At 42.9% G+C, this 24,859-nt stretch carries 24 protein-coding genes and 2 pseudogenes; 11 read left to right on the top strand and 15 right to left on the bottom strand.

Going from position 1 to position 24,859, the window contains the following annotated elements; genetic code table 11:
• Positions 1-140: 140 nt before the first annotated feature.
• The 3 genes from B4U84_RS30925 to B4U84_RS28160 form a co-directional block, all read right to left on the bottom strand.
• Positions 141-296 (bottom strand): hypothetical protein, encoded by a 156-nt coding sequence (locus B4U84_RS30925; RefSeq protein ID WP_165490382.1) that lies wholly within the window; start codon positions 294-296, stop codon positions 141-143.
• Between the two features lie 75 nt (positions 297-371).
• Complete coding sequence (locus B4U84_RS28155) at positions 372-665, bottom strand: hypothetical protein (RefSeq protein WP_131121392.1); 294 nt, start codon at positions 663-665, stop codon at positions 372-374.
• Positions 666-697: 32 nt separating this feature from the next.
• Positions 698-1,036 (bottom strand): hypothetical protein, encoded by a 339-nt coding sequence (locus B4U84_RS28160; RefSeq protein ID WP_131121393.1) that lies wholly within the window; start codon positions 1,034-1,036, stop codon positions 698-700.
• Positions 1,037-1,126: 90 nt separating this feature from the next.
• On the opposite strand from B4U84_RS28160, the gene B4U84_RS28165 reads away from it, so the two are divergent.
• The 4 genes and pseudogenes from B4U84_RS28165 (at position 1,127) to B4U84_RS28180 (ending at position 3,624) form a co-directional block, all read left to right on the top strand.
• Positions 1,127-1,426, top strand: coding sequence for a hypothetical protein (locus B4U84_RS28165; protein WP_131121394.1), 300 nt, complete (start codon positions 1,127-1,129; stop codon positions 1,424-1,426).
• Between the two features lie 195 nt (positions 1,427-1,621).
• Positions 1,622-1,897 carry a hypothetical protein gene (locus tag B4U84_RS28170; protein WP_207391029.1) on the top strand — a complete coding sequence of 92 codons (276 nt, stop codon included), beginning with the start codon at positions 1,622-1,624 and terminating at the stop codon, positions 1,895-1,897.
• Positions 1,894-2,496 (top strand): annotated as a pseudogene (locus B4U84_RS28175) (DnaB-like helicase N-terminal domain-containing protein); the annotation flags it as partial. The gene B4U84_RS28170 and the pseudogene B4U84_RS28175, both read left to right, overlap by 4 nt.
• Positions 2,497-2,883: 387 nt before the next feature.
• Positions 2,884-3,624, top strand: coding sequence for a dienelactone hydrolase family protein (locus B4U84_RS28180; RefSeq protein WP_131121396.1), 741 nt, complete (start codon positions 2,884-2,886; stop codon positions 3,622-3,624).
• A gap of 487 nt (positions 3,625-4,111) precedes the next feature.
• On the opposite strand, the gene B4U84_RS28185 is transcribed toward B4U84_RS28180, so the two are convergent.
• The 3 genes from B4U84_RS28185 to B4U84_RS28190 all read right to left on the bottom strand — a co-directional run bounded on the left by B4U84_RS28185 (position 4,112) and on the right by B4U84_RS28190 (position 5,294).
• On the bottom strand, positions 4,112-4,507 hold the full coding sequence (locus B4U84_RS28185; protein ID WP_131121397.1) for a single-stranded DNA-binding protein: 396 nt from the start codon (positions 4,505-4,507) through the stop codon (positions 4,112-4,114).
• Positions 4,508-4,661: 154 nt separating this feature from the next.
• Entirely contained in the window at positions 4,662-4,835 is a 174-nt protein-coding gene (locus B4U84_RS30930; protein ID WP_165490384.1) for a hypothetical protein, read from the bottom strand.
• A 102-nt stretch (positions 4,836-4,937) separates the two neighbouring features.
• The gene (locus tag B4U84_RS28190; RefSeq protein ID WP_131121398.1) at positions 4,938-5,294 is read right to left on the bottom strand and encodes a transposase; all 357 of its coding nucleotides are present in this window, start codon (positions 5,292-5,294) and stop codon (positions 4,938-4,940) included.
• A gap of 97 nt (positions 5,295-5,391) precedes the next feature.
• Between B4U84_RS28190 and B4U84_RS28195 the strand changes: the two genes are divergently transcribed.
• Positions 5,392-5,754 (top strand): ArsR/SmtB family transcription factor, encoded by a 363-nt coding sequence (locus B4U84_RS28195; RefSeq protein ID WP_017308385.1) that lies wholly within the window; start codon positions 5,392-5,394, stop codon positions 5,752-5,754.
• 65 nt (positions 5,755-5,819) lie between these two features.
• Here the strand turns inward: B4U84_RS28195 and psbA are convergent, their stop codons facing one another.
• Entirely contained in the window at positions 5,820-6,902 is a 1,083-nt protein-coding gene (gene psbA, locus B4U84_RS28200) for a photosystem II reaction center subunit D1 (RefSeq protein ID WP_131121399.1), read from the bottom strand.
• A gap of 264 nt (positions 6,903-7,166) precedes the next feature.
• On the opposite strand from psbA, the gene B4U84_RS28205 reads away from it, so the two are divergent.
• On the top strand, positions 7,167-8,273 hold the full coding sequence (locus B4U84_RS28205; protein WP_131121400.1) for an NAD(P)H-dependent flavin oxidoreductase: 1,107 nt from the start codon (positions 7,167-7,169) through the stop codon (positions 8,271-8,273).
• 26 nt (positions 8,274-8,299) lie between these two features.
• On the top strand, positions 8,300-9,013 hold the full coding sequence (gene hetL, locus B4U84_RS28210) for a heterocyst differentiation pentapeptide repeat protein HetL (RefSeq protein ID WP_165490385.1): 714 nt from the start codon (positions 8,300-8,302) through the stop codon (positions 9,011-9,013).
• 52 nt (positions 9,014-9,065) lie between these two features.
• Here the strand turns inward: hetL and acsF are convergent, their stop codons facing one another.
• On the bottom strand, positions 9,066-10,142 hold the full coding sequence (gene acsF / locus B4U84_RS28215; protein ID WP_131121402.1) for a magnesium-protoporphyrin IX monomethyl ester (oxidative) cyclase: 1,077 nt from the start codon (positions 10,140-10,142) through the stop codon (positions 9,066-9,068).
• Between the two features lie 266 nt (positions 10,143-10,408).
• Here acsF and hemF point away from each other — a divergent pair, with 266 nt between their 5' ends.
• From hemF to B4U84_RS28235, 4 genes and pseudogenes are all read left to right on the top strand, one after another.
• The gene (gene hemF, locus B4U84_RS28220; RefSeq protein ID WP_131121403.1) at positions 10,409-11,452 is read left to right on the top strand and encodes an oxygen-dependent coproporphyrinogen oxidase; all 1,044 of its coding nucleotides are present in this window, start codon (positions 10,409-10,411) and stop codon (positions 11,450-11,452) included.
• Between the two features lie 48 nt (positions 11,453-11,500).
• Positions 11,501-12,244: a biliverdin-producing heme oxygenase gene (locus B4U84_RS28225; protein WP_131121404.1), complete on the top strand. Its 744-nt coding sequence runs from the start codon at positions 11,501-11,503 to the stop codon at positions 12,242-12,244.
• Between the two features lie 146 nt (positions 12,245-12,390).
• Positions 12,391-13,788: an oxygen-independent coproporphyrinogen III oxidase gene (hemN, locus tag B4U84_RS28230; RefSeq protein WP_131121405.1), complete on the top strand. Its 1,398-nt coding sequence runs from the start codon at positions 12,391-12,393 to the stop codon at positions 13,786-13,788.
• A gap of 75 nt (positions 13,789-13,863) precedes the next feature.
• Positions 13,864-14,016 (top strand): annotated as a pseudogene (locus tag B4U84_RS28235) (acyl-CoA desaturase); the annotation flags it as partial.
• A gap of 316 nt (positions 14,017-14,332) precedes the next feature.
• Here B4U84_RS28235 and B4U84_RS28240 read toward each other — a convergent pair.
• The 7 genes from B4U84_RS28240 to B4U84_RS28270 all read right to left on the bottom strand — a co-directional run bounded on the left by B4U84_RS28240 (position 14,333) and on the right by B4U84_RS28270 (position 24,732).
• Entirely contained in the window at positions 14,333-14,947 is a 615-nt protein-coding gene (locus B4U84_RS28240; protein WP_131121406.1) for an ABC transporter ATP-binding protein, read from the bottom strand.
• Positions 14,940-15,869: an ABC transporter ATP-binding protein gene (locus B4U84_RS28245; RefSeq protein WP_131121407.1), complete on the bottom strand. Its 930-nt coding sequence runs from the start codon at positions 15,867-15,869 to the stop codon at positions 14,940-14,942. Before B4U84_RS28245 ends, B4U84_RS28240 begins: the two co-directional genes overlap by 8 nt.
• A gap of 20 nt (positions 15,870-15,889) precedes the next feature.
• Positions 15,890-16,780 carry an ABC transporter permease gene (locus tag B4U84_RS28250; RefSeq protein ID WP_017308465.1) on the bottom strand — a complete coding sequence of 297 codons (891 nt, stop codon included), beginning with the start codon at positions 16,778-16,780 and terminating at the stop codon, positions 15,890-15,892.
• A complete protein-coding gene (locus B4U84_RS28255) occupies positions 16,777-17,763 on the bottom strand; it encodes an ABC transporter permease (RefSeq protein WP_017308466.1) in 987 nt (328 codons plus the stop codon). Before B4U84_RS28255 ends, B4U84_RS28250 begins: the two co-directional genes overlap by 4 nt.
• A 3-nt stretch (positions 17,764-17,766) precedes the next feature.
• Positions 17,767-19,401: an ABC transporter substrate-binding protein gene (locus B4U84_RS28260; protein WP_131121408.1), complete on the bottom strand. Its 1,635-nt coding sequence runs from the start codon at positions 19,399-19,401 to the stop codon at positions 17,767-17,769.
• 118 nt (positions 19,402-19,519) lie between these two features.
• The gene (locus B4U84_RS28265; protein ID WP_131121409.1) at positions 19,520-20,977 is read right to left on the bottom strand and encodes a GMC oxidoreductase; all 1,458 of its coding nucleotides are present in this window, start codon (positions 20,975-20,977) and stop codon (positions 19,520-19,522) included.
• Positions 20,978-21,102: 125 nt separating this feature from the next.
• Positions 21,103-24,732, bottom strand: coding sequence for a trifunctional glycosyltransferase/class I SAM-dependent methyltransferase/polysaccharide deacetylase (locus tag B4U84_RS28270; RefSeq protein WP_131121410.1), 3,630 nt, complete (start codon positions 24,730-24,732; stop codon positions 21,103-21,105).
• Positions 24,733-24,859: the final 127 nt, after the last annotated feature.

The following is a 24,859-nucleotide window of genomic DNA, read 5'->3' on the forward strand; positions in this document are numbered from 1 at the left end:
GATAGGGAACTCTTAACTCTTAACAGTAAAATAAATAACTTTAGTCGTGGGTAGGCTGCCCACTTTAATGGCTAAACAAAAAGATGCTTCCAGCAAAAAACAAGGAAGCATCCAACATCAGTGTTTTGACTAAGGCGACTTCACCATTTACAGTACAATTGTACTAAATGTGGAGCGATCGCCCTTGTGCAAGAAAAAAGCAGATACTCAAATTTTTCTGAGGCGATTTTCAAACAGTGATGCTCTATAGGAGCCGCCGTCGCTTTCGCCTCAAGTACAGCAGAAATAATACTCATGCAAGCAAACAAGCGCGATCACGCCTGTGCCGCAGTGCTGCTTCAAGGGTTACTGCTAAATCTACATTTTCTCAACTAAATACTTGAGTTTTTATTCGTCTCGGACTGCCAAAAGTCTGCGAGGGATTTAAACACAGTTTCGGGGTCAAATGCTGAAGTATTTTGGATAATTGCAACGTCCGAATTGAGACAGGTAACTGAGCCTGTTAGCAGTGTTAATCCTGAGTTTGAAAGACCGAGAACCTTTGCCCTAGACTCTGCCGAAAGAGAGCGCAATTCCTCTGCCAACAAGGCTTCCTTTTGTTGAAGAGGTAAACTATTCAAATAGCGGCGAACATCGTCTGAGGAAACAAAAGATAACTCTGCCATGTAAATCCTGATACAATGTGATGTTCATAACATCATACTGCAATCGGATTTTCAACATCCTCAGTGTGGATGCGGCCCAGACGCAAACGCTTCCACTTTCGCCCAATGGCCATCATCGCGGCTCCTATTTCATCATCGGTGGCAATTTCAATCATTTGAACCAGCGATCCCTTGCCTTTATTGTCTTTGTTTGATAGGGCATCAACTACGATACCCAGACTTTCCTGGACTACTTGCCTTTGTGGCGAGGGAAGTACACTCAGGATTTTGAAGTAGTTACCAGCTTTGAGGTCACTTTTTCCATCAAGAAATTTACTCAAGGTACTTTCATGCACACCTGCCTTGTTAGCAAAGCCAAGACGCAACCTCAAAAAAGAAACTGTCAGTCACACCATCAAAGAACTTATTGCTCTTGGTTTCTTGAGCGATGAAATTGCTGTAACCTCCCTGGAGGTACAGCCATGATGGGAAAATTTTACCCCCTGACTCCTGAAATGTCTCAAAAACTTAGAAAGTCCAAACTAACAAAGCATGAAATGGCGTTATGGCTTTACCTAATTGAAAAAGATCCTTTTGGCGATCGCTACTGGCAGCTGCCCTCAACGTTAGAAATCACCACAGAACTTGAGATGAGTAAAGCCTCATATTTCCGCGCTAGGGCTAGGTTACAAGAACTTGAGTTATTTGACTTTCAAGAGCAAAGAGTTGATTGCAGAAATTTAACTGGAGTCTCAAAAATGAGACTAGAGTCTCAAAAATGAGACTCAGAGTCTCAAAAATGCGACTCAGAGTCTCAAAAATGCGACTCAGAGTCTCAAAAATGCGACTCAGAGTCTCAAAAAAGAGAAAATCAAGCTTCAAAACCCGCTTCAGACAACGATTCCAGCACCTCTCAGACTATTAAGACTTATTCAGACTTTATAAAGACTCTCTCAGAAGAGGAGCGAGCGAATTTTTTGAAATTTTGTCAGGAAAAGATAAAGAATCTCAGCCAGGAAGTAAACGATATTGAGGCGTGGTTAGCCAGTGAAAACAAAGCTGGACAAAACAGGTGGGAGGTTTATTACGAAAAATATCTAGCCTCAAAACAAACGCAAGCCAAAAAAGCTGCAACCAGAAATCCTTTAGACGAATTTCGCCGAGAACTCGAAGAACGGCAGCAACAAATCCAAAGAGCTTGGGAAGAGTCGCAACGCCAAAATCGTAATCTTGATACTGGAGGTGCGACGTGATTGATAAACTGCCTCCCCAAAATATCGAGGTTGAAGAAGCGATTTTAGGCGGGATCATGCTCGACCCAGAAGCGATGGGTAGGATAAGCGATCGCCTAATTCCGGAAGCTTTTTATATCGACTCCCATAAAGATATTTATCAAGCCGCCCAGCGCCTTCATTGGTCTGGTAAACCTACAGATTTGCTCTCGATGACAAATTGGCTGGCTAACTACGATTTACTCACACGCATTGGCGGCAGAAATAAACTTGCATCCCTTGTAGACCGTACAGTCTCAGCAATCAACATCGACGCTTTAGCAGCGTTGGTGATGGACAAGTACACACGCAGACAGTTAATTAAAGCCGGGTTAGAAATTGTGCAGCTGGGCTATGAAACAGAAACTGAGTTGCCAATTATACTTGACCAGTCAGAACAGAAAGTTTTTCGACTGTCACAACAGCAGTTTTCCACCAACACTGAACATAACAGCACAATCACAGCTGCTGCGTATAGTGACCTAGAACAAATTAGCCCAATTTATCCAACTGGAATTCACCAATTAGACGAACTGATTGTGGGGTTTGAAGGGGGGACACTGACCCTAGTTGCAGCAAAGCGATTAAGAAGGCAGCTATGCTGGAGGCAGAGGGCAGAAGGAATCCCCATAAATAAATTTAGGGGATTTAATAAGGACGCTGTATTTCTCGTGCTGCGCGTCTCAAAATACATCTTTTTATATTTTTCATAAATAAATTTAGGGGCTTTTGACCCTTTTAGCAGAGGGATAATAAATTCTTCCCTTCTGCCTTCTGCCTTCTGCCCTCTGCCCTCTGCCTTTATTCGGTAAATGTAGGCTTGGGCGATCGCAAGAGCGAAAAGCACCAGTGAGGGAAATTTTAGGGGTGTTTCACTGTGTCGAAAATATAAATTTAAAAATTCTCTGATTGGTAAATTTGGAAATGTAGAGGCTAATGAGACTTGCTTGTTTTATGGAGACAAAACAGTGCAAATTACCAAACGCAACGTTGAACTGCGAGTTGATGACAGCTTAATGCGCGTTTATGTGGCGACCCCAAAACCAGCAGGACTTTACCCTGGTATTTTGTTCTACAGTGATATTTATCAGCTAGGGGAACCAATGATTCGTTTAGTTAACTACCTAGCAGGACATGGCTATGTAGTTGCAGCCCCAGAAATCTTTCATCGCACAGAGCCAGTAGGCTTTGTTATCGAACCAGATGATATTGGTAGAATGCGGGGTAATGATAATGCTAGTCGAACTGCGATCGCTGATTATGATGCTGATTGCCGTGCTGTAATTGATTTTCTTCAAAAAGAGAGTTGGGTTTGTCCAGATAAAATAGGCACTCTCGGCTTTTGTATAGGTGGACACCTGTCTTTTAGGGCAGCTTTTCAAAGTGAGGTTAAGGTTTCTGCCTGCTGTTACCCTACAGGTATTCCCAGTGGCAAGCTGGGTAAGGAAGTAGCTGATACAATCGGGCGGGTAAGCCAAATCAAAGGCGAGATGCTCATGGTCTTCGGTACACTCGACCCCCACATACCAGAGTTGGATCGTCAAACCCTAATTAAAGCTCTTGAAAACGCTAATGTACCTCACAAAATTCTGATGTATGAAGCAGAACATACTTTTATGCGCGATGATGGTTATCGCTACGATCCTGCGGCTGCTACTTCTGCTTGGTCTGAAATATTAGCAGTGTTCGCACGTCTAAGTACAGTATAAAAAAGTATCTAATGATACTGAAACCACGGGTGATGAGGCGCTGCGGATGAACAATGCACTGCTGGAAGAATTGGTGGTGGCGGTTCAGGAGTAAGGGGAATGTGGGGGCGATCGCACTTATCCAGCAGTCAGTCCACTCGTGGGTGGCAATAGCTAAAAAACAGCGATCGCTTGTGGTGTAGATGCGATCGCATCGCAAACAAAAGTATACGCGGGAATCACAAGGGTATAACCAGCGATTCACTTTTGTAGGGGGGCAGCAAAAGGCGCGCGCTGCCCTAAGCCCTTGCCCGAACCACAGACAACTACAGAAAAAGAAACTGCTGTGGCAACACGGCGGCTACTCATACTGTAGTGCCTGCGGTTCGCCCGCGCGCACCTTTTGCTACTTAAAAAAAGCTAGTGGTTAGTAGTTAGCTGTTCTAGTCTTTTTGTCACATTGCAGCAGTGGTGGTGAAGTTACCCCCACTGTAAAGAGTGCGATCGCTTATCTGCTCAAAAACTTACTTACATGAGCCGGTATTGGCTCGACTTCCTTTTTAGATAAAGGTTTGAAGGTAACAAGCCGTTCATACTTATTTTCTCCATCATCACCTTTACCAACACAGCGAGAGAACCAGATAGCCTCACCAAATTTATTAGAAGGCGACCTGCGAACAAATTGATATCCGTTCCAATTAACTACAGCTGCTCCATATTGATCTGATTTCTCCACGATTACGCCGATACTTTCCCAATCAAATGTTTTAAACTCTTCCAAGCTACGCTGGTAATTTGGCGCGGTGTTTGGGGCTAATCTATCCAAAGCCGCAGCAATCCGCTCTAGTGCTGTCATCTGGCGGTGTTGAATCTCAAGCCAAAGGTTAATTTGATCTGGTGTCATAGTCTGATCAATTCTTAGAGGAAAGTTAGCGATCGCTTTTTTGTAAAAGCTGTATGATGAAAATGCCGTAAGGCAACCGGGGTGATGATCTTTGGTCGGATACCTGCCCCGGTTAATGCCCTCGCTTATGGCTGTGGGCTGGCGGCCAGTCTTCTTACCAATCAGCTAACTCTGGCTCTGGTTCAGGGTCAAATTCCCATTCTCGCCCTCGCTGCTCTGCCACTGCTGCATCTCTACGATTCATCCAGCAGTGTTCATACTGGCGTTGGTTACTAGCTCCTAAATACTTCCATACTGCGAATACGTGCTTGTCTGGGATTTGCCCCACTGCGATTTCATTGTTTAGTAGTGCCTTATACCAATTTAATATGAAGCTGCATAGAAAAGAGCTTCTAGGATAAAGTTATAAGACGAGATAGATATTACCTGCTCAAGTGTAAGTTGATCGAATAATTCTTGAATGCGAGCCTCCTAAGGGAGGAGCTTCGCTAACGCGTAAAGCTTGTAAAGAAGAGAAAAGTTGATGATGAAGTGGTTTTTTGAGGAGCTGCCAAAGCCTTTCAATCGGATTGAGTTCAGGAGCAGATGGTGGTTGAAACAATGGAATAATATTCTCCGGCCAGCTAATCGCGGAACTTGTATGAGCAGGTGCTTGATCAATCTGTAAAATGGCATAATCCGAGCCTAATTGTACAGATAGCCAGTCTAAGAACTGTTGAAAACACTCACCATTGAGTTTTGGGTACTCATAGAGAAAATGATCTTGAAGCTCACATAGTTTCAGCACTCATAACTAACTACGCCACTATTTAATTTTAGTAACAATTAGTTATAATACTAATTAGTTATTAAGCAACTGTTGCGCTGGCTATTAAATCTATCCTATGCCAAAAACTAAACCACCCAAGGTCGATCCAGCTGTTCTCGTGGCGGTTGCTGATTATTTCAAGGTTTTATCAGAAGCAAGTCGGTTACAGATTTTGAGTTGTCTCAAGTCAGGGGCAATGAATGTAATGGAAATTGCCGAGGCTACTGGTTTAGGGCAGGCAAATCTATCTAAACATCTGAAAGTATTAACTCAGGCAGGGGTTTTATCTCGTCAGCCCAAAGGCACCAGTGCTTATTACGAAATTGTCGATCCAATGATTTTTGAGCTTTGTGAGTTAGCGTGCGATCGCATTAGTGAACGCGTGCAACAGCAGGCTGAAAGTCTAAAAGCTTTACGTGGTAAAACAGCAATTTTTTAAATTTCCTCAACAAGAAAAGCACCCCCAAAATGAGGGTGCTAAATCAGGCGGTTGCTAAGCGAGGATTAACTGGTGATCGCAGGAGCAGTAAGTGCGATCGCTTGAGGCTCACCAGATGCCAAATCTAGAGGAAAATTGTGAGCATTGCGCTCATGCATGACTTCAATACCCAGGTTTGCTCGATTGAGGAGATCAGCCCAGGTGTTAATTGTGTGTCCCTGGCTATCTAAAACAGAGTTGTTGAAGTTGAATCCATTCAAGTTAAACGACATGGTGCTAATACCAAGAGCCGCAAACCAAATACCAATCACAGGCCAAGCAGCAAGGAAGAAATGCAAAGCACGGGAATTATTAAAGCTGGCATATTGGAAGATTAACCGTCCAAAGTAACCGTGTGCCGCTACGATATTGTATGTTTCTTCTTCTTGACCAAACTTGTACCCAATATTGGCTGATTCTACTTCTGTGGTTACACGTACTAGTGTAGAAGTTACCAGAGAGCCGTGCATGGCAGAAAACAACGCCCCTCCAAAGACTCCAGCTACACCAAGCATATGAAACGGATGCATGAGGACATTGTGTTCTGGTGAAAACACAATCATGAAGTTGAAAGTCCCGGAGATACCAAGCATCATTCCATCTGAGAAACTGCCTTGTCCAATCGGATAGATTAACAACACAGCTGTTGCAGCCGCAACCGGAGCAGAAAAAGCAACAGAAATCCAAGGACGCATTCCTAAGCGATAACTCAGTTCCCATTGCCTACCCATGTAGGCATAGATAGCAATGAGAAAGTGAAAAATAATCAGTTGGTAAGGGCCACCATTGTAGAGCCATTCATCCAGAGAAGCGGCTTCCCAAATTGGATAAAAATGCAAGCCAATCGCATTGGATGTTGGAACTACAGTTGCAGTAATAATGTTATTGCCATAGAGAAGCGAGCCAGATACAGCTTCGCGGATGCCATCGATATCTACGGGAGGTGCAGCAATAAACGCAAGGGTAAAGGCGATCGCCGCAGTCAATGCTGTAGGAATCAGTAATACTCCAAACCAACCAATATACAGTCGATTTTCGGTATTGGTAATCCAATTACAGAATCTTTCCCATAAACTATCGCTATGGCGCTGTTTTAGAAGCGTTGTCATTATTTTATGAGTGCGAGTGGAATTTTGGCATCTAAATCGACAAGTAATACCTTTTTTGATTGTGAAATATCTACTGGATAAGCTTTTGAGCTATCCAGACTGTCGTAATTATTTTGCCAATTGGTATAACTTATCTTAGTTAATTTATAACCAATTAGTTATAAAGCTGTCAAGAGAGTATCAGGAATTATCTCAAATCAGAAGTAACACTATGATGCTAAAATTACTCAACAGTTATTTAGTTAATCAAGGAAATCATTTTTAATGACATCTATCTTCCATTCCCTAAGGATTGGCAAACATATTGCCCGCCATCCCATTGTTCAAGGTGCAATGGCAGTACGGGTATCAGGTGCAAAGCTAGCTGGAGCAGTTGCCAATGCCGGTGGAGTAGGTGTGATTGCATCACTAGGACTGGGTTTAGATTCTCCTTATTTTAACCAACGTAAACCGCAGAGCTTTTTTACAGCCAATCGACTCGCTTTGATAGACGAATTGAGCAAAGCACGCACTATCAGCCCGGATGGAGTCATTGGAGTTAATATTCTTGTTGCCACCAAAGATTATCCCATATTGGCTCAAACAGCAGCTGCCCAAGGAGCCAATCTAATCATTGCGGGGGCAGGATTGCCTCTGACTTTACCAGAATATACCGCAGACTATCCTGATGTTGCACTGGTGCCAATTGTATCTAACGTAGAGGCAGCCCAGTTAATCTGCCAAACTTGGCAAAGTCAATATAACCGCCTACCCGATGCTTTTATAATCGAAAATTGCCAGCTTGTAGGAGGACATTTTACCCAGTGCGAACAGGTCTATTTTCCAGGATTTTCGATTGAGTCTGTAATTTCCCAACTACGGGAGTATTTGCAACAACAGATGGGTGTGATGATACCGTTGATTGTCACAGGAGGGATTGGCGATCGCACTGATATTGCTCGCATATTAGCAATGGGAGCGGATGGTGTACAAATTGGTACTCGCTTTATTACCACAAAAGAATGTGATGCTGATCAATGTTATAAAAACTACCATCTCCAAGCCTGTCCAGAAGATATTGTCACTGTACCGAGTCCTGTTGGCAAACCTAGTCGTGCTTTACGTAATTCCTTTGCAGAGCAGGCAATTACTGACTCATCAACAACCTTGGAACGGCGATGTATTGCTAATTGTTTACAAGAGTGTCTGTGTCGAGACACCGGAAAAACTTATTGCCTTCTTCAAGCACTTGCAAAAGCTGCGCGTGGGGACGTAGAACATGGTCTAATTTTTTCTGGAGCAAATGTTAGGTACACTGAACGCATCATGTTTGTCGCTGAACTGATGGCAGAGTTTACCCAGCCTCCGGAAGACAACATGCTTCAGTTGTAAATAAAGGTTCGTAAAGATTAATGATTATGAGTGTAGATGAAATTCTTAAACTTTATGCTGCTGGAGAAAGAAGCTTTCAGCGAGTCAATCTGCAAGAAGCAGAATTAACTAATGCCAACCTCAAAGGCGCAGATTTAAGCTATGCAGATTTACGTCAGACACGATTGGGTAAAACCAACTTCAGCCAAGCCTGTCTGCGGGAAGCAAACCTGAGTGAAGCCATCCTTTGGGGAATAGATTTGAGTCAGGCAGATTTATATCGTGCTATTCTGCGTGAAGCTGATTTGACGGGTGCAAAACTAATTCAGACTCGCTTGGATGAAGCCAATTTAATCAAAGCTAGTTTATGTGGTGCTAATTTGAATGGTGTGAAGCTCTCTGGTTCTCTGCTAATTCAAGCAGACTTCCGTCCTAGTTCCAACCAGCGTACAGACTTGGGATATGCAGTTTTAAGTGGAGCAGACTTGAGCTACGCTGACCTGAGAGCAGCATCGCTGCATCACGCCAACTTAGATGGGGCAAAATTGTGTCGCGCCAATCTTGGTCGGACAATACAATGGGGAGATTTAGCAACGGATTTAACCGAAGCAAGTTTGCAAGGAGCAGACTTAAGTTATGCCAATCTCACCAGTGCGATTTTGCGAAAGACGAATTTGCAAGGAGCAGACTTAACAGGAGCAATTCTGACTGATGTTGATCTAGAAGGCGCAATTATGCCCGATGGTACAGTTCACGATTGAAGATGGGCGATCGCACTTGAATATAATTTTTTTGAGCGATCGCCTACCCAATTTAACGCACGGTTCCCCGCAATGCTTCAGCATCAATAGGTTTGATGAGGTAAAGCAGCAACAAATTCCACACAATTGCTGCAATCCAAGGTAATTTACGGATAAACTTGATAACTTTGGGCTGAGAACTGCGGTCAATTTCCACCAATTTCATGTTGTAATCTGAGCAGCGATGCAGACGTGGGAAAAACTTCGGATGTTCGGTATTGAGCTTCACAGGAAAAGCACGGCCAGCAGTTTCGTTAGTTTCGTATACAACTTGGCGATCAAATTCTGTGGGATTGAGTCCCAGTGAGTGATAAAAATTAGCCCGTTCGTGAACCGTCAAGGTGTGAGTAGCAAATACCGATAACAGGAAGAAGCGACTCCATAATCTGGCTTTCCAAGTTTTCCAGAGTTGGGGTTGAGAACGTAATAATGCTTTGAATATATCTCCATGACGATTTTCGTCTTGACACCAACTTTCAAAGAAGCGAAAAATTGGGTAAAATTGGTTTTCTGGATGCTTTTCTAGATGGCGATAGATAATAATGTACCGCCAGTAGCCGATTTTTTCTGATAGGTAGACAGTATAGATCACCCACTCAATCGGGAAAAAGGTATAAGTGCGAGTTTTAGTAACACTGGCAAGGTCAAGCGATAATTTAAAGTCACCCATTGCCTTGTTGAGAAATCCAGCGTGACGGGCTTCATCACGAGCCATCAACTGAAATATTTCAGCCAGAAGCGGACTGCGATTTTTGAGTTTACGAGAGAGTTCTTTGAACAGTAAAAATCCAGAAAATTCTGAAATGCACGAACGTTCTAGATACTCAATAAAGGCGCAGCGTGAATCTGGGTCAATATGTTCCCAAGACTGTTCAAATGTCTCATCCCGTACAAAATGATGACGGTTGTAATCTGCCCGCATTTCTTCGAGTATCGCCTTTAACTCGGTTTCCTGAGCAGACAAATCCAGATTGGCAGCGGTTTCAAAGTCTGTGGTGTAAAACCGGGGAGTAAGTATAGTTTCTTGGCTTGGCTGTTTAATTCCGGCTTTTGGTTGCTTTGGGGCGGACTGAGGTAGGGTATTAACCATGTTTGCGCTATTAACCAACTATTTTTTTGTATAGTTATTAAGTTATTATAGTTGTAGTTCTTTGGCTAGACCCATCATAAAAATTTCCATATTTCTTCAGCAAAGTTCACAATGATTACCTACAACTGTTGCAATACAAAGAGAATAAGGAAAAGCCAAAATCAGATGTTTATTAAGTTTTGAAAATTATTTTAGATTTATAAACTTAATAACCATAAAGTTATTAAATATATTCACTCTTACTAAGAGGTTAAGAGGTATCCGGCATGGGCTGTTATTCAGAGAATCAAACACAGTTACTTACACCTGTTAGCAATACAATTCCTGGGGATTCACGCCAGCGCGTCAAACAATTTATGCAGAATTTACAGGATGAAATTTGTACTGCACTGGAACAACTTGATGGAACAGCACGCTTTCGGGAAGACCGTTGGGAGCGAGCAGAAGGTGGAGAAGGACGTACTCGTGTGATCCGCGAGGGACGAGTGTTTGAACAAGGTGGTGTCAACTTTTCAGAAGTTTGGGGAGATACACTCCCTCCCTCGATTCTCGCTCAACGCCCAGAAGCCGCCGGACATGAGTTTTTTGCCACTGGAACTTCGATGGTACTTCATCCTCGTAATCCTTATGTACCAACTGTACATCTCAATTACCGCTACTTTGAGGCGGGTCCAATTTGGTGGTTTGGTGGAGGAGCTGACTTAACGCCGTACTATCCCTTTGCAGGTGATGCTATGCATTTTCACAGAACCTTAAAGCGGGTCTGCGACACCTACCATCCGGAATACTATCCAGTCTTCAAACGCTGGTGTGATCAATACTTTTACCTAAAACATCGTCAAGAACAACGAGGTATTGGTGGTATATTCTTTGATTATCAAGATGCTAGCAGTAAGCTTTACGTCGGTACGCAAACGGATAGTCCAGCAGCACTCTACAGCCAACAAGTAGGAACGGTATCTCGTAACTGGGAAGATATCTTTGCCTTTGTGCAGGACTGCGGTCAAGCGTTTCTACCCGCTTATTTACCTATTGCCGAACGACGACAACAAATAAAGTATAGCGATCGCCAACGCCAATTTCAACTCTACCGTCGGGGTCGTTACGTCGAGTTTAACCTAGTGTACGACCGGGGAACGGTTTTCGGTTTGCAAACCCAGGGACGGACAGAATCAATTTTGATGTCTCTACCACCTCTAGCACGTTGGGAATACTGCTACGAACCAGAACCAGGAAGCCCTGAAGCCCAATTAACCAAAATTTTTCTTCAGCCTCAAGATTGGGCAAATGGCTCTTTTGAGCAAAAATAACCAGATTTTTCGCAATTTTTAGTCATTTTTAGTAATCAGGTATTTATCATGAGTAGCCATTTAGATATTCGCTTGCGAGAAGGTACTAAACATTCGCACACAATGGCGGAAAACACCGCATTTATGAAATGCTTTCTGAAGGGAATAGTAGAAAAAAGTTTTTTCCGCAAGTTGTTGGCAGATCTGTACTTCGTTTATAGTGCTTTGGAAGCAGAACTACAACGTCATCAAAATCACTGCATCATTAGTCTAATCTATTTCCCTGAACTAAATCGTCAGGCAAATTTGGAGAAAGATTTAGCCTTCTATTTTGGTGAAAACTGGCGAGAGCAAATTATGCCTTCTTCGGCAGGTCAGGTATATGTTGCCCGTATTCATGAAGTTGCCAACGCCCAACCAGAGTTGCTGATTGCTCATGCCTATACCCGCTACATGGGAGATTTATCTGGTGGACAAGCATTGAGAAAGATTGCCCGTTCCGCAATGAATTTACCAGCCGACCAAGGCACTGCCATGCATGAATTTGAACAATTTTCTACCCCTGAAGCCAAGCGAGTATTTAAGGAAAAATACCGTCAAGCCTTAGATTCTCTGCCTATAGATGAAGAAACGGTGTGCAAGATTGTCGATGAAGCTAACTATGCCTTTGGCCTAAATAGAGATGTCGTACATGAATTAGAGGCAGATGTCAAAGCAGTAGTAGGCGAGCATATCTTTGATTTGATTACTCGCCAAGACAAAATTGGTAGCACAGAGCGTACTCCTGAGATAGCACCAGAATACAACATTTAGCCCTGTAACACTAATGCCATGATCTTCAAATGAGAAGAAAGACGAGGGCAACAAGCAGGACAAGGAAGATAAATAAGCTATTTTTCTACCTTGTCTTTCTCCTTTCACAATTCAAAATTTCAAAAAACAGTAGTATAAGTTAACACATGAACCTTTTGCCAACAACTGTTAAATTCGATGCTGATTTGCTCCGAAAATACGATCAGCCTGTACCACGTTATACTAGTTATCCACCAGCTACAGAGTTAACAGAAGATTTTGAACAAGTAGATTTTAGAGCCGCGATCGCCATTGGCAATTATAAAAAAACGCCATTATCACTTTATTGTCATATTCCTTTTTGTGAAAGCGCCTGTTATTTCTGTGGCTGCAATACCGTGATCACACAACAAAAAGCAGTAGCAGAACGTTATCTAGACTACTTGTGTCGTAATATTCAGCAAGTGGCAGCCTTAATTGATAGCGATCGCATCGTTCAGCAATTACACTGGGGTGGAGGTACTCCCAACTATTTATCCCTCGCTCAAGTTGAGACTCTATGGAACACTCTTAGTAATCATTTCCAGTTCGATGAGAATGCAGAAATCTCCATTGAAGTGAATCCGCGATCGCTTGATAGAGACTACCTGTTTTTCTTGAAGGATTTGGGGTTCAACCGAATTAGTTTTGGCATTCAAGATTTCAATTCCCAGGTACAGGAGGCTGTCAACCGCATTCAGCCAGAAGCAATGCTGTTTCAAGTAATGGACTGGGTGCGGGATGCTGGGTTTAGCAGTGTTAATGTTGATCTGATTTATGGGTTGCCGTATCAAACTCTAGAGACTTTCAGAAGTACTGTCCGCAAAACTATCCAACTTGATCCTGATCGCATAGCCGTTTTCAACTTTGCTTATGTGCCGTGGTTAAAACCAGTTCAACGGCGAATTCCCCAGGAAGCATTACCTCTTGCTTCTGAAAAACTCGATATTTTGCGGATGACGATTGAAGAATTAAGTACAAATGACTATGTTTTTATTGGCATGGATCATTTTGCCAAACCAAATGATGAATTGGCGATCGCTCAACGTAACGGGCAACTGCACCGCAACTTTCAAGGATATACCACCAAACCAGAATCAGATTTATTTGGGTTTGGTATGACCTCCATTAGTATGCTGCATGATGTATATGTGCAGAATCACAAACATTTGAAAAGTTATTATCGAGCGATCGACAGTGATGAACTGCCAATTGAAAAAGGAGTCAAACTTCATCGCGATGACATTATTCGCCGTACAGTGATCATGGAATTAATGTGTCAATTCCAACTCTCACCAGATGAAATAGAAGAAAAATATCATCTGAACTTTGATTATGATTTTGCAGAGTATTTTTCCAACGAACGTCTGCAACTGCGCCTATTAGAAGCAGATGGCTTGATTAGACTTTCTCCCAATCATATCGAGGTCACACCTATTGGACGATTACTCATCCGTAATATCGCTGCTGTATTTGACCGCTATCTGCGCGGTCACACCATCAGTGGTTTTTCTAAAGCTATTTGAACATTCATCAGCGAACAGTAGGAAATTTATAACAGTTAACAGATAACTGTTTTGTGGTTGTTGAGGAAATATTTAGTGAAATCTAATTCGTTGCAAACTCTGCCAGAGAATCCTCAGCCTTTGCGTCTCGATTGGGTAGCAGTGATATTTTTCACTACTATTCATGCATTAGCATTACTAGCTCCTTGGTTTTTCTCTTGGAGTGCATTGGGTGTAGCTGTATTCATTTCCATTTTCCCTTTTGGCGATCGCTAATAGAAAAATTTATCCTCGATTATATATCATCCCGCAATGATGCAACGCCGTGTTCTCAAGTTTTCTGGAAAAGCATTCATATCATCATCACGCATCCATGCTTCTGCTGCTTCTATGGCAATTTCTGCTTCTTTGGAGCGTGCTTGTTTTAGTCCAAAAATTTCTGTGGCATCCTCAAGGACATCAACTGGCAGCTGGGGGAAACAACGGCGAGTTAATTATCTGGTCAAAGGGAACGCGGGGTCACGAATTTGGGCGAGCTTAAGTGCTTTTAAGTATAAATACGATTCTAAATGCCATTTGTTTGCTGATGCAAGTTAATCATGCGATCGCATAAACGCTTGAGCAGCCAAAAGTCATGACTAATAACCAAAATACCTATTTCAGCTTGACGAACGTAATCGATAACACCTTTCCAAATCAAAGCTTGAGTATTAGCATCTAGCATTGCCGTCATCTCGTCAGCGATTAAGTAACGAGTAAGCCTTCCTAACGAGCGAGCAACAGCTATGCGCTGGAGTTCGCCTCCGCTTAACTCATGAGGCCAGCGATTCAGCCAGTTTTGATTGATATTTAAAGCTTGGAGTAATTCCCCAGAAGGCATTTGCCCTTCTTTTAAAATTTTGCTAATCCGCCAACGAGGATTCATAGCCAACTCAGGATTCTGGAACATCATTTGCACCGGACAATAACCCCGCATTGGTAAAGGCTGATTATCTATAATGACAGAGCCTTCCATCGTTAGGAGATACCCAGCGAGGATTTTACCCAGGGTTGTTTTTCCCAAACCGCTAGTTCCACTCAAACCCACGATTTCGCCAGGATTTATTTCTATGCTAAAATCCCGCAGTATCCAAGGTTGGTTTTGCCTGTAGCGGAAAGATAAATTTTCGCCTCTAAGCATGAATACACCTCACTAAACCATTGCAGACTTCTCGTAAGGGTGGACGATGAGTTAAACAATCTGTAGTAGCTATTGGACATCGTTCGGCAAACAAGCAACCAAGGGGAAGGGAATCAGGATTTGGTTGTGTACCCGATACAGGAATAAATTCATTCTGCGGCAAAGAACGCCAGAGTGCTTGAGTATAAGGATGACGTAATGCTTTACCTCCAGGAGTAAAATCAGTTTTAGCAGCTATCTCCACAGTTGTACCTGCATAAAAAACAGCGACTTTATCTGCTACTTGTAATGCGGCTTCTAGTTCGTGGGTAATTAACAATACACCCTTACCCTCGTCAGCAAGTTCGCGCAGGTGATTGAGAGTTTCCACTACCACCTCTGGATGCAACCCTGGAGTTGGTTCATCAGCAATGACTAAATTAGCTTGCCCAATCACAGCCATTGCTACTAAAATTCGCCTAGCCATCCCACCTGAAAGTTGAAACGGAAATAGCTGTTTGACTGAAGGCGCAAGTTTGTAACGCGCTAAAACTTTGTCAACTATCTTTTGAGATGCATTTGTTGATAATCCCCTCAGACGTGCAATCCGACTGAGTTGCTTACCTACACTCATTAAGGGATCGAGATAACTAACTGATTGCGGAATTAGTACTATTTCTTTTCCCCGTAATTCGACTTGACGCTTATCAGTAAGATACTCATTGTTGTAAGTTATCTTACCTGTTACATAGGCATTTTTGGGTAGAATACCGAGAATTGCGTGTGCCAAAAGGCTTTTACCAGAGCCACTAGAACCAACAACAGCCACAACTTCACCAGCGTTAATATGCAAATCCAAATCAGCGATCGCAGTAGTCTGTTTTTGACTTAAACCCTGGTCATACATTGTAAAGGTGACACTCAGATTTTGTACACAAAGCATTCTGAACGCTCCTTGTAGTGTTATTCTTGGCTTGTTTTCGGGTCAAGTAGCGAGCGCAAACTAGCACCCAAAATATCAAACAGCTTCACAGCCATTAGTAAAGCCACTCCTGGTAAAACTCCTAGCCACCAGTAACCAGCCGACAGATAGCGCATAGCTTCACTTAAAATCACGCCAATTGCTGGCATTTCTGGCGGTAAACCCAGCCCCAAGAAGGTTAGACCGGCTTCGTGTAAAATTACATGGGGAAATAGTAATACTAGTCCCACCATGAACTGAGGTATCAAATGAGGCAACAAATGATGACGAGCAATCCACAGGGAAGAATGTCCTAGTTTATAGGAAAGCTGTACATAGTCTGAGTTTTTAATTTGCAGTACCTCAGCTCGTAAAAGTCGAGCCAAACCCATCCAGTGGGTGACACTGACGGAGATCAACAAGCCTGGAACCCCACCACCAACTGCAAAGGCAATCAGGATAATTAGCACAATATGAGGTAAACTTAAGAACACATCAATCAGCCATACGATCGCTGCGTCAACTTTACTATTCATCGTTGCTGATACAGTTCCCAAGATTAACCCGATCGCCGCACTACAGATAGCTGTCAACAAACCCACCCACAAGCTTAAACTTAAGCCGTGGAGGGTGCGAGCAAACATATCTCTGCCTAACCAATCAGTACCGAAAGGATGAACCAGTGAGGGTGGTTGGTTGCGATTTTGTAAGGCAATTTCTAACCCTTCTGTACCAACTAACTGCGATCCTAGTAACAGAGTGCTAAAAATTACAAAACATAAAAGGGCAATCGCCAGGGTGCGGCGACGGCGATTACCCAAATATACCAAGCCTTTGGGCTTAGTTGGCGGGTGATTTGGTAGAGTGGGGATGGCGATCGCAGGCTTTGTCATGCAGATTTTCCAAAACGAATACGGGGATCGATAATCTGGTAACTGAGGTCGGCTAAAGTGTTACCTATAAAAACAAAGATGGCGCTAAAGATAACAATACCAAGTAACAAAGGGACATCGCTTCGCAATGCCGCCTGTACAGTAGCATCACCCAAACCAGGATAGTTAAATACTTTTTCAATTAGTACAGAACCACCAAACAGTTCGCCCAAACTGGCAAATTGCAAGGTAATCGCCGGTAAAGCAACGTTACGCAAACCGTGATGTAGAACTACCCCAGTTGTTGTTTCACCTTGGGCATAGGCAAATAAAGCATAGTTGCTATGCAGAATTTCAATCAGCTTTTCGCGGGTGTGGAGAGCAATACTAGCAATGCCAATCACACTCAGGGTAAGGGCAGGCAATAGCAAATGGTGCAGCTTTTGCCATAATGTCACATCACCAGCTAAAACACCGGGCGGGCTTCCACAGCATATCGGGGTGACTTGCAGTGAGACTGAGAACATAATTAACAATAGTAGGGCTATCCAAAAAGCGGGAGCCGATGCCAAAGTATAGGCATACAGCCGAATTGCCCGATCTACTAAAGACCCTTCCTTGGCTCCTGCTACAATACCCAACAATAAACCGAATGCACCAGAAAATAACCACGCCAACCCCATCAGTGCCAATGATGCCTCAAAACGTTCGGCTATCACTTGGGACACCATTTGGTTGTAGGTCATGGAAGTTCCCAAATTACCTTGGAGTAATTGTCCTAGCCAAAGAACAAAACGTGTAGTCATGGGTTGATCTAATCCCCAACGTTGGGCAATTAATTCCCGTTGTTCTGCACCAACACGCATCACATCGGCCCCAATATAAGCACTTACCGGATCAACAGGAGACAAGCTTACTAAGACAAAACTAATTATTGACATTGCTACTAGTAGCAGCAGCAAGTGTAGGAGTTTTTGCAGTAAGAATCGCCAGATATGCTTCATAGGTCAATCGCAGTTCCACTTCCAAGAGGTAACGTTGGTAAGTATTGAACCTGTATAGTTTTTGTTTGTACTGTCTTGTTTGCCAAGGTCTAAACAGCTATTCACAAAGTAAGTTTGGTCGGGACTAACCAGCCAAGCGGACGCAGCATCGCCTTTGGTAGTGATTCCTGTTTGACCGTCCCACTGTACCTTTTGCCAAAATAATCTTGCTTCGGTCTCTGAGGCTGCTGTCATACCTTTGTCAAGATTTTGGTCAACGGTAGGGTTAGCATAGTAACCAGGATTTTGCCAGTTACCTCGCGCTGCCGAACTGTGGTAGAGGTTGTACACTATTAAGGGATCATAGGTGTTTAATCCATAGAGAATTACATCACTGTGCAATCGGTGTCCAATTTCTTTCCAACTTCTGCCTTCCGCATTGACTTGAATACCGATTGGTTTGAGCATTTGTGCTACAGCTAATGCTAGTCCTTGGCGGACGCTATCATTAGCAGGGTAGAGAATGCTAAATTCGGCTTTTAATCCTTTTTTTTCTAAAATGCCATCGCCGTTATTGTCCTGCCAGCCTGCTGCGGTGAGAATCTGTTTAGCTTTGTTAGCATCAGCATCGGGGATTGCAGCTTTGGCTTCTTCCCAAGGCATACCACTGACTGGAGTATAGGCAGGAGAACCATAGCCTTCGAGAATAGCATCAACTAACACCTGTCGATTAATAGCATAGTTAACTGCTTGACGAATTGCTGGATCTGCGGTTACGTCATTGCCAATGGAGTATCCTTGAGAAGTTTTCTTGCCTGTGTTGGGGATATAAGGAAGCATCAATCCGGCATGACCATCGCTTTTGTGAGCGTACAACTTCATCCCGGAAATCTGCTGAATTGCAAGTGATGGGGGAATACGCGCTACATCAACTCTACCCGCCTTCGCCGCAGCCAAGGTTGCATCTTCAAGAGTTAAAAGAATCACCAACCGTTTAATATTAGGTGACGTTCCGTAGTAGTAAGGGTTGGCTTCAGCAATAATCTGTTCGCCAGGATTCCATTGCACTAAGCGATAGGGGCCAGAACCAATGGGATTACGGAAGTAGTTTTTGTTATGGGCGTGTTTTGGTACAATTCCCAAGTTTGCTATTTGATTGATAAAAGTAATCCGAGGCTGCTTGAGGTGTAATTCAACTTCGTAATTTCCCTTGACAACCGCTTTGTCTAATAATGACAAATCTACCAATCCGCCACTCTCTTTAGTATGGTTGAATGTGTAGGCGATATCTTCGGCGGTGAGGGGTTGACCATCCGAAAAGCGGACATCTTCACGGATTTTGAATCTCCAGATTTTGCGATCGCTACTAATAGTGTAGTTTTGAGCAAGGTCATTTACCAGTTCTAGATTTTCGTTACGGCGCAGTAGTGTACTTTGAAACAATGGAGGTCCGTAATAATTCCAGCCCATAGTTGGGTCGAACCCCTTGTCATCAAAATCTTCCCATGAAAGAGCCAGCACAATCTCATCTTTTGTTGTCACAGGTGGACTTGAGGAAACTTGACTACAAGCAGTTAATACTTGTACTAGTAGCAGTCCCCATAATGAATACCGCAGTTTTATGCTAAAGGTTTTAATCTTGGATAGATTCAAAATCACTGTGATTTTACCGTAAGGATATAAAAATGTCTATTTGATAATACTTAACATTAAGTTAAAACTGGAGCGCTATTGGGTAGGCTGAAAGACACATCAATCAATCAATGAGACCTCGCCCTTAAGGGCGGGGTTTAACAATATGTTTGATGTGATCGGCTAGCCTAATTGCCAAAGCAACAATAGTCAGTGTGGGATTAGCTGAACCGCCAGTGGAAAATACTGAAGATCCAGCTACGTACAAGTTACTAATCCCATGTACTCGACAGTTTTCATCAACAACACCCTGTTTGGGATCTATATGCATACGTGTAGTCCCCATTTGATGATCCCCCCCTGTTAAAGGTCCCCCATTTCCCAATATTTGAGGAGGCCAAGATTGATCATCTTCGCAGAGATCAATTTTCATCTGACCAATTCCAGCACGACGAAGCTCTTTGTCGATAACTTGTTGCGAACAGAGAATTGTACGTTTATGAATTAAGCTTAGTTGCAAATTTAGTCTCGCTCTATTTACGCCTAGCTTATCCTTCTCGCGACTAAGAGTAATGCGATTGTTTGGATCGGGAGCTTGCTCTAACATAGTTAAAACCGGGAAAGTTAAAGGTTGAGGAGAAGGCAAAAGTGTAGCAGTGTAGTTAAGTAACTTTTCTTTCTTTTGTAATTCTTGAGAAATACCTAAGCCTACTGTCACTCCATAAGACTTTCCGCTTTCCTGTGCGTACAAAAGTGGATAATGATTTTGTCTTGAGATGGTGATGCTACCAGAACCATGAAGATGCGGATGCTCCATGAAAAACCGCCCGACAATATCATGTTGATTGCCTAAACCAGCACTTTGGATTTTGTTAGATGCTAATAAGAGGCGTGGATTCTCAATTCCTCCCATTGCTAAAATAAAAAACAGCGAACTGACCCAAAACTTTTTTCCATTCATGCATAAAACTCTAACTCTGGTAACAGATTGACCAGTATCATTTGTTTCAATATCTACTACGTTTGCATGAAGATAAGCATATATATTCTTCGCACACTTAATTTCCTCTCGGTAAGCTTTCCCAAATGATAGTGGTGGTGTAGTAATTTGCCAAACTGTTGTAACTAATAGATTTTCATTAAATGGAAGTAACTGTAATTTAGCATCTCCTATATCTTTGATTAAATTTGCAGGAACGTAATTATCAAAATGACCGAGCTGACAAACTTTTTGAGCGCGATGATAGTATGGAATTAGCTCCTGCTTTTTAAAGGGCCAGCCGCTGTGAGGAACCCAGGAACGATATTCAAAGTCAATCTCGTCAAGTGGTCGGCACCATGAAGACCAAAGATTAGTATTGCCACCAAAAGAGCGGCAATAAGCCATATGCTTCAAATAGGGAAATCCAACATCCTCACCTTTAGACAAAGATTGTGTATCTTCATCAGGTTCTAGTCCTCCACTTTCGAGAAGGCAGACGCGATATGATGATTTGTCTAAAAATTCTTTTGCTAATGTAATCCCCGCTGCTCCAGCTCCCACAATACAGATATCATAATCTACAACTGTGTTCTCTGTGATTTCTAGCGCATCAACGATCAAGGATAAACCTCCTAAAGTTCAAACTTATACATTGTTAACTTAATCTTGTGCCTGATTCTGTTTGTTTATAGCAGCTATATGGAGCTGCTTATTCTTGTTACCAATAGCTAGCTGAATTCATATTGCTAACCTTTCAAAGGACTGAGCTTTTTCACAAAATTATCTAAGCTATCTGAACCTTCAACTTCAATGCGAGGTAGTGCTAGTAGAGAGTCCTGAAAACTGCTACGACCTGATTGACAGGACAAACCAAAAACGTAGCCACAAGCTCCAATTAAATGTTCAATTACCGAAGCGACATCACCATATGGATATGCAAAAGCTTTAATAGGTACTCCCAACTCTCGTTGCAAAATTGTTTGCGATCGCACACCTTCGCGTACAATCTCTACAGATGATAAGGAAGTGAGATGGCGATGGCTAACTGAATGAGAGCCAAACTCAACTCCCTCTTTTTGGAGTTGCTTAATTTGTTCCCAGTTTAGTAAGGGTATATCCTCGCCATAAGCGCTGTCCCAAACATTAGTCTTTCCAACTAAATCCGCGACCAAAAAAACTATAGCTGAAAAGCCATAGCGTTTCAATAGAGGCCAAGCATAGGTAAAGAAATCTAAGTAGCCATCATCAAAAGTGATGAGTACTGCCCTTCCTGGAAGCGGTTTTTCTGCTACCATAGCTACGCGCCATTCTTCTAGGCTAATGCTATAGAATTCAGCATCCTGTAGAAAACGCAACTGCTCTTCAAAAGCTTCAAGAGTTACCCTTAAACTAGGTATTTTTGATGAACTGCTGGGGGCTACCCGATGGTACATCAAAATTGGTAACTCTAGAGTATGAGTGATAGCAGACACTTTGGGGGTAGTGCGTTGGGGTAGCCCACCTTGCCATAGCACTTCTTCCACAACACTAGGTATGGGCAGTACAGGCTGTGGCAACTCAATTATTTCTGAAAGTGGTCTTTCTTGAGCTGAACCATTGTGCAACTCTCTTTGGAAGAGCTGAACTCGGTACAAAGGAGTGTGGATTTCTTTAACGAGGTAAAGAGCTGGAATTGAATTGAATGTTTCACCAATCACTTTTGCACCAAAGTGATGATCCCAGTTAAAACCAGTGCGATCAGGCTCATCGACAACAAGATTGGCATGGGCGGTGAGAAAGTAACCACCAGGCTTAAGCGCATCGACAAATCTATGAGCGACTATTTGCAAGTCTTTCTTGTCACCCACAAAGTAAAGAACCTCACTACAGACAATCAGATCAAAACAACCAGGAAGAGGGTCTTTAATAAAATCGAGATGCATGAAACTAATATTTTCCAGTCCGGTACAGCGTTCAGCAGCACGATTTAAAGCAATCTGGGAAATATCTGCGGCAATTAAGTTATCGACTAAAGGAGCTAGTTGCTTTGTAAACAGACCTTCTGCACAAGCAAGCTCAAGAGCTCGTTCAATCTGAACAGGTGGCAAAAGAGAAAGAGTTTGCTCATACTTTGTCTGTTCATATGGGCTTTCGTAATTCCAAGGGTCTGGATTTATAGCATAGATTGTCTCGAATACTCCCCGGTCATGATTTTTAGTACACTTCACTTTAAATGAATCCAAAGTGGTTGTTACCATTGCAGACCGCCACTGAGTTATGGACGAATGTAGAATCAGATCTGGTGTATAAAGCACCCATTCTAATTTTTGTTTGAGTTGGGGAGATATTTGAACTAATGTTTCATTGGAAACTAGAGCAGCATCAGTTAACTCATCAATAGCTTTTGTCGGAAGCATTGCCCAGCGAGAAGCACTACTACCTATTGGCTCCATAGTCCGACAACCAATTACCACTGCCTTTTTTCTTAAGGATAAAATTGGGTTTAGAGCTTTAGCTGTGCCTGAAACCAGACCAGGTACAAATGCTTCTATCTCAGAGTTGTCTTGATTTCTTCGTTTGGCTGTAACTTCGACTAAGCGGTCTCGGAGCGGTATTTTCTCTGTAAGGGATCTGCCAAGCAAGCCTTCCCGAACAGCGGCTCGACATAGTTCAAACCCGCTCTCCAAAAGTATTGTAGAGCGCAATTTTTGAGCGCTGACAATACCCGATTGAACAGGCATTATGAAGCCTCCAATTACCGCCCCACCTACTGTGACAACAATATTTAGAGAGTTACCAGAAACCTCTACATCAAACAACTCATCGCTAACTTCAACTACTAGACAGTCATTTACGACTAGGCGTTTTGTAGTTTCTTTTTGTACTGTATTTTGCTGATAGAAAACATTTTGAGACCAGTCTGAATATCCCCAAATTTCCTGTAAAAATACTGTCCAGCCGACTTTTTCATGAGCTTGTGTCCAAAATTGCTCTCCTTCGGGTAATCCATCTGCAAGGCACAGATTATCTCGCTGGATTGCCAAGCCTTCAAGCTCCTTTTTAATGTTGAAGTCGGGGTAAATCACGTGCTCAAAAAAGCGACCGAGAATTGGCCAAGCAAACTTGGCTGCGATCGCATCGCCCAGAACACGACCAAAAACTATGCCATCAAAAACTGGTAATTCCAAGATTCCTAGCCATTCTCCCTCTAGTTCAATTGTGCAATGTAGGCGTTCGGTTGAAGAAGGAGTCAACAAGTCCTGAATCGGCTCTGTCACCTCTACTCGAATAGCGTGGGTATTACCAACAGTTACAGGTCGTACTTTTACTGCATCCTCTAAGATGATGCGTTCCATATGGGGACGCGCACGATGAACCAGCCCAGTCGCGCTTAAGTGATTTTCCAGAGCTGTTAAGAAGTCGTTGATCGGTGCTTCTAGATTTTGCCAGAATTTGTGATACTCAGATAGTGGTGGGCATGTGGGCAATGGTAAAGCATAAAGTATTGATCTAACATTGCCTACAGACAAAAGTTCCGGATTGCGAATATCTTGAATCCAATCAAGTAGCGGACGGGCGTCTTCACCAGAACCTAGAGCTAGTCCAGCACAATAGCAGAGCCAGTTGAGTTTAGCACTAGAAAGGCGATCTATTGGTTGCCCATTGACATAATCGGGATGGGGGTTTTGTACTCTCGGATCGGGCCCATGTCCTTGAGTAATCACCTGAAAACCATCAATCAGCAATTGCAGTGCATTAGTCGAACTGGAGTCAGTTCGGATGCGATAATGTGCCAGTACTTCACTAGTTTCACTAAAGTGAGTACCAGTCCGCGCAATTCGTTGCCACAAATCCCAATCTTCACAGGTACGGAGCATCGGGTTAAAACTCCCGACTGCTTGCACAAGCGATCGCCGGACAATACAGGTATGGATAGCCATTGGACCACTTTGAGCCAATGCAGGAAACAGATCATCTTTGAATGAACTTGAAACTACTGGACCATATTGTTTGCGTTCAGAAGTTACTCGCATCCAGCAGCAGCGAACAGCATCTTGTTTGGGGTCTGAGCTAAGGATGGTTGTCAACTGTTCTAGGTGTAGGGGCAAAATCCAATCGTCAGCATCAAGAAATAGTAACCAGTCGAATTGTGCTAAATCAATACCAGTATTTCGAGCAGCGCTCACTCCCATATGTGGTTGACTCACTACACGCATCCGAGAGTCCTGTTTTGCGAAACTTGCGACTATAGCAGCTGTTTCGTCGCTAGAGCCATCATTAATAACAATGACTTCCCAGTTTGAAAAAGTTTGTTCACAAACGGATTCGAGAGTTTCTGCAATTGTTTTCGCTGCATTATAAGCAGGGATAATTACGGATACACCTGAGCTAGTCATATAAATAAATGCCCTCTCAAATTTTGGCGTTGCCGATTAAGAGTATGAATTTAGTCTCTAGATCCGTATCATCTATCATTTCTGACTCGTCTTAGGATCTAACAAAGCACACAGACTTGCACCCAAA

This window comes from Westiellopsis prolifica IICB1 (genome assembly GCF_004323185.1).
In the GTDB taxonomy this organism is placed as follows: Bacteria; Cyanobacteriota; Cyanobacteriia; order Cyanobacteriales; family Nostocaceae; genus Pelatocladus; species Pelatocladus prolificus_A.

What these genes read in the sequence shown, in the direction of transcription:
- B4U84_RS28225 (WP_131121404.1), top strand. Translation starts at nt 11,501, where the DNA reads ATGAGTAGCCATTTAGATATTCGCTTGCGAGAAGGTACTAAACATTCG.
- B4U84_RS28155 (WP_131121392.1), bottom strand. Translation starts at nt 665, where the DNA reads ATGGCAGAGTTATCTTTTGTTTCCTCAGACGATGTTCGCCGCTATTTG.
- B4U84_RS28240 (WP_131121406.1), bottom strand. Translation starts at nt 14,947, where the DNA reads ATGCTTAGAGGCGAAAATTTATCTTTCCGCTACAGGCAAAACCAACCT.
- B4U84_RS28245 (WP_131121407.1), bottom strand. Translation starts at nt 15,869, where the DNA reads ATGCTTTGTGTACAAAATCTGAGTGTCACCTTTACAATGTATGACCAG.
- B4U84_RS28255 (WP_017308466.1), bottom strand. Translation starts at nt 17,763, where the DNA reads ATGAAGCATATCTGGCGATTCTTACTGCAAAAACTCCTACACTTGCTG.
- hetL (WP_165490385.1), top strand. Translation starts at nt 8,300, where the DNA reads ATGAGTGTAGATGAAATTCTTAAACTTTATGCTGCTGGAGAAAGAAGC.
- hemN (WP_131121405.1), top strand. Translation starts at nt 12,391, where the DNA reads ATGAACCTTTTGCCAACAACTGTTAAATTCGATGCTGATTTGCTCCGA.
- B4U84_RS28195 (WP_017308385.1), top strand. Translation starts at nt 5,392, where the DNA reads ATGCCAAAAACTAAACCACCCAAGGTCGATCCAGCTGTTCTCGTGGCG.
- B4U84_RS28185 (WP_131121397.1), bottom strand. Translation starts at nt 4,507, where the DNA reads ATGACACCAGATCAAATTAACCTTTGGCTTGAGATTCAACACCGCCAG.
- acsF (WP_131121402.1), bottom strand. Translation starts at nt 10,142, where the DNA reads ATGGTTAATACCCTACCTCAGTCCGCCCCAAAGCAACCAAAAGCCGGA.
- B4U84_RS28165 (WP_131121394.1), top strand. Translation starts at nt 1,127, where the DNA reads ATGATGGGAAAATTTTACCCCCTGACTCCTGAAATGTCTCAAAAACTT.
- hemF (WP_131121403.1), top strand. Translation starts at nt 10,409, where the DNA reads ATGGGCTGTTATTCAGAGAATCAAACACAGTTACTTACACCTGTTAGC.
- B4U84_RS30925 (WP_165490382.1), bottom strand. Translation starts at nt 296, where the DNA reads ATGAGTATTATTTCTGCTGTACTTGAGGCGAAAGCGACGGCGGCTCCT.
- B4U84_RS28250 (WP_017308465.1), bottom strand. Translation starts at nt 16,780, where the DNA reads ATGACAAAGCCTGCGATCGCCATCCCCACTCTACCAAATCACCCGCCA.
- B4U84_RS28270 (WP_131121410.1), bottom strand. Translation starts at nt 24,732, where the DNA reads ATGACTAGCTCAGGTGTATCCGTAATTATCCCTGCTTATAATGCAGCG.
- B4U84_RS28205 (WP_131121400.1), top strand. Translation starts at nt 7,167, where the DNA reads ATGACATCTATCTTCCATTCCCTAAGGATTGGCAAACATATTGCCCGC.
- psbA (WP_131121399.1), bottom strand. Translation starts at nt 6,902, where the DNA reads ATGACAACGCTTCTAAAACAGCGCCATAGCGATAGTTTATGGGAAAGA.